This is a genomic window from Halochromatium sp., assembly GCF_054919635.1.
Map to the genome: position 1 here is coordinate 1 of NZ_JBUDPI010000420.1, position 2,904 is coordinate 2,904.

General features: G+C 60.7%; 4 protein-coding genes. 1 reads left to right on the plus strand and 3 read right to left on the minus strand.

Annotated elements, in window-relative coordinates; all coding sequences use genetic code 11:
* Nucleotides 1-128 precede the first annotated feature (128 nt).
* Nucleotides 129-374: a hypothetical protein gene (locus ACY693_RS17620; RefSeq protein ID WP_462323114.1), complete on the plus strand. Its 246-nt coding sequence runs from the start codon at nt 129-131 to the stop codon at nt 372-374.
* A 78-nt stretch (nt 375-452) separates the two neighbouring features.
* Here the strand turns inward: ACY693_RS17620 and ppk2 are convergent, their stop codons facing one another.
* The 3 genes from ppk2 to ACY693_RS17635 all read right to left on the minus strand — a co-directional run bounded on the left by ppk2 (nt 453) and on the right by ACY693_RS17635 (nt 2,656).
* Nucleotides 453-1,376 (minus strand): polyphosphate kinase 2, encoded by a 924-nt coding sequence (ppk2, locus tag ACY693_RS17625; protein ID WP_462323115.1) that lies wholly within the window; start codon nt 1,374-1,376, stop codon nt 453-455.
* The gene (locus ACY693_RS17630; RefSeq protein WP_462323116.1) at nt 1,348-1,641 is read right to left on the minus strand and encodes a hypothetical protein; all 294 of its coding nucleotides are present in this window, start codon (nt 1,639-1,641) and stop codon (nt 1,348-1,350) included. Before ACY693_RS17630 ends, ppk2 begins: the two co-directional genes overlap by 29 nt.
* A gap of 115 nt (nt 1,642-1,756) precedes the next feature.
* Nucleotides 1,757-2,656: an LOG family protein gene (locus ACY693_RS17635; RefSeq protein WP_462323117.1), complete on the minus strand. Its 900-nt coding sequence runs from the start codon at nt 2,654-2,656 to the stop codon at nt 1,757-1,759.
* Nucleotides 2,657-2,904: the final 248 nt, after the last annotated feature.

Consider the following 2,904-nt stretch of genomic DNA (forward strand, 5'->3'; position numbering starts at 1 on the left):
GATGCGGGTTGGGAAGACCTCGCCGGCAATCAGGTAGGTCTGCGCGTTCGGTCCCTGCCTAGCGCCTGACCACCAGCACAACGCTGGCGCTTGGAAGCGCCGCGAGACCTCGGCGATCGCTTGGTTGGATGGCCCCGGATCGCGCGGGCGGGATCGACCGTCACCTCAAACTGCAGGAGACGATGTGCCCAATCCTGATGGACGACCTGCTCAGCGATTGCAGCGAGGGCAATGCGTCACGATTCGCCGCCGACGTGATCGGGCGGCACATGTGTCATTTCCTCCATCTACTGGAACGCTTCGACGCTCATTGGAATGAGTTCACCGCCGCCAAGCGGCCCTGGCGGGCGAACAGCTCCAAAGCTGGCGGGTAACCGCACCCTGAGTCGCTGACGAACCAGGCTGCGCCACACGGCTTTAAGCTTGGCAACGGGCTTCGCTGACGCTTAACGTCAGTAGCGTTTGGGCACATAGAGCTCTGGGGGCAGGTCCTCGCGCTCGTAATTCGGATCGAAGACGCGGTCCGGCAGGCTGATCGGCTCGTGCGGCACGTCCCCATAGGGGATCTGATCCAGCAGGTGATGGATGCAGTTGAGCCGGGCCCTCTTCTTGTCGTTGGCCTCGACGATGAACCAAGGCGATTGTGGGGTGTTGGTGCGCGCGAAGGTCTCCTCCTTGGCCTTGGTATAGTCCTCCCAGCGCACCCGCGATTGCAGGTCCATCGGGCTGAGCTTCCACTGCTTGAGCGGGTCGTGGATGCGCATAAGAAAGCGCAGCTGCTGCTCCTCATCGGTAATCGAGAACCAGTACTTGATCAGCCTGATCCCAGAGCGCACCAACATCCGCTCAAACTCGGGCACATCCTGGAAGAACTGCTCCACCTGCTCGGGCGTCGCAAACCCCATCACCCGCTCGACCCCTGAGCGGTTGTACCAGGAGCGGTCGAAGAGCACGATCTCGCCGCCGGATGGGAGATGCGGCACATAGCGCTGGAAGTACCATTGGGTGCGCTCGCGCTCGCTCGGCTTGCTCAGTGCGACTACTCGGCAGACGCGCGGATTCAGGCGTTGAGTAATCCGCTTGATCACGCCACCCTTGCCCGCCGCGTCACGGCCCTCAAAGATCACCGCGATCTTCTCGCCGGTGTGCTGAACCCAATCCTGGAGCTTGATTAGCTCGGCTTGCAGCGTCAGCAACGCGCGGAAGTAGCTCGCCCGATCAAGGGTGTCCGGATGCCGCTGCTTGTAGATCTTGCGCAGCTCGATGGATAAGGCCGGCTCGGATAACTCAAGCTCGTAGTCCTCGTCGAAAGCGTCCTCGAGCTCGGCTTGCAGCCAGTCTGCGCCCTCAAGATCGGCTCGCTTCGACTCGTTCATTGGCCAATGCCCTCTCGGTGATGTGGTGGTAAAGACTGATCATTTTCACCGCGATCTCTTCCAGTTCCGGATGATGATCGATAAGCGGCTTCGCGTTGACGGAATCCTCAAGCGCCAACTCGAGAAACTCGACATCAACATCTCCGAGTCGCTGGCCCAGATCGACCCGCTTTTTGATCTCGAGAACCCTGGGCAGACGCAACTGGGTAAGTCGATCAAGGAGCGCGACAGCAACTCCACGTTCGGTGGTGGCATCGGATCTCATTAGCACCTCGCGGCATGCACAGTTAGCAGAACGGTGACTGACCATCACACAGACCTTCTCCAAATTCCCTCAGCGAACTCTCTCACTCAAGACAGCAAGAAGAAAGGCGGACGCTCTAATCGTTGTAGAAATCTCGGATCAGCGCCCACGCCTCTTCGGCCGTTTCGACGTACTGGAACAACTCCAGATCAGCAGCGCCGATCGTAGCTTCCTCGGCGAGCACCTCGAAGTTGATGACACGTTGCCAATACTCGCGGCCAAAGAGCAGGACTGGCACAGGCTCGACCTTCTTGGTCTGGATCAGTGTCAGGGTTTCGAACAGCTCGTCTAAGGTTCCGTAGCCACCAGGAAAGACCACCAGCGCCTTCGCCCGCAGCAGAAAGTGCATCTTGCGCACCGCAAAATAATGGAACTGGAAGCTCAGCTCGGGCGTGACATAGGGATTGGGTCGCTCCTCGCGCGGCAGCACGATGCTCAGCCCGATGCTCTTGCCGCCGACGTCCTGAGCGCCCCGATTGGCTGCTTCCATGATGCCCGGACCACCGCCGGTGACGACAACGAACTCACGGTGGCCGTTGGTCTGAGAGACTTCTGTAATGATCTGCCCGAGCCGCCGCGCTTCGTCGTAGTAGCGTGCCTTCGCCGCGATCCGTCGAGCAACCTGAAGTGTCCGCGCAAGCTCATCATCATCGGGCGCCTGGGCCGCGGCTCGCTCGGCCTCGGCAAGCGCCGCCTGCGCTGCAGCGGGCTCGGGGATGCGGGTGCTGCCAAAGATCACTACCGTTGAGCAGACCCCAAGATCACGCTGAACGAGTTCCGGCTTCATCAGCTCGAGCTGCAGCCGCACGCCTCTGAGTTCATCGCGCAAGAGGAACTCGGCATCGGCATAGGCAATTCGATACGAGGGCGATTGGCTTTGCGGCGTTTGCCGACCGACTCCAGACGCGGCGCTTTGGAGGTCTTCACGGGCATCGTGAAAGGGGCTATCGACGCATGGACCTATGCTAGCAGTCATCAAGGGAGCCTTTGTCGCGCACCGTCAGCGGTGCTCAGCCTGGTTATCGTGAACGCATTGGATGCGCCAGCGCCATCACAGTTGTGTGACAGCACAACCCCGCACGCCTGTCCGCGGCCAGTCACCCTCCATCCATCGCGCCCCCCGGCCTCAAGACTCCTCACGAACGCGGCGGATAGCTGGATTGATTCGCCTGTCATCAAACACTCGGTCTGACTCGTGCTAGGCTCCCCGCCGTCATCAAACCG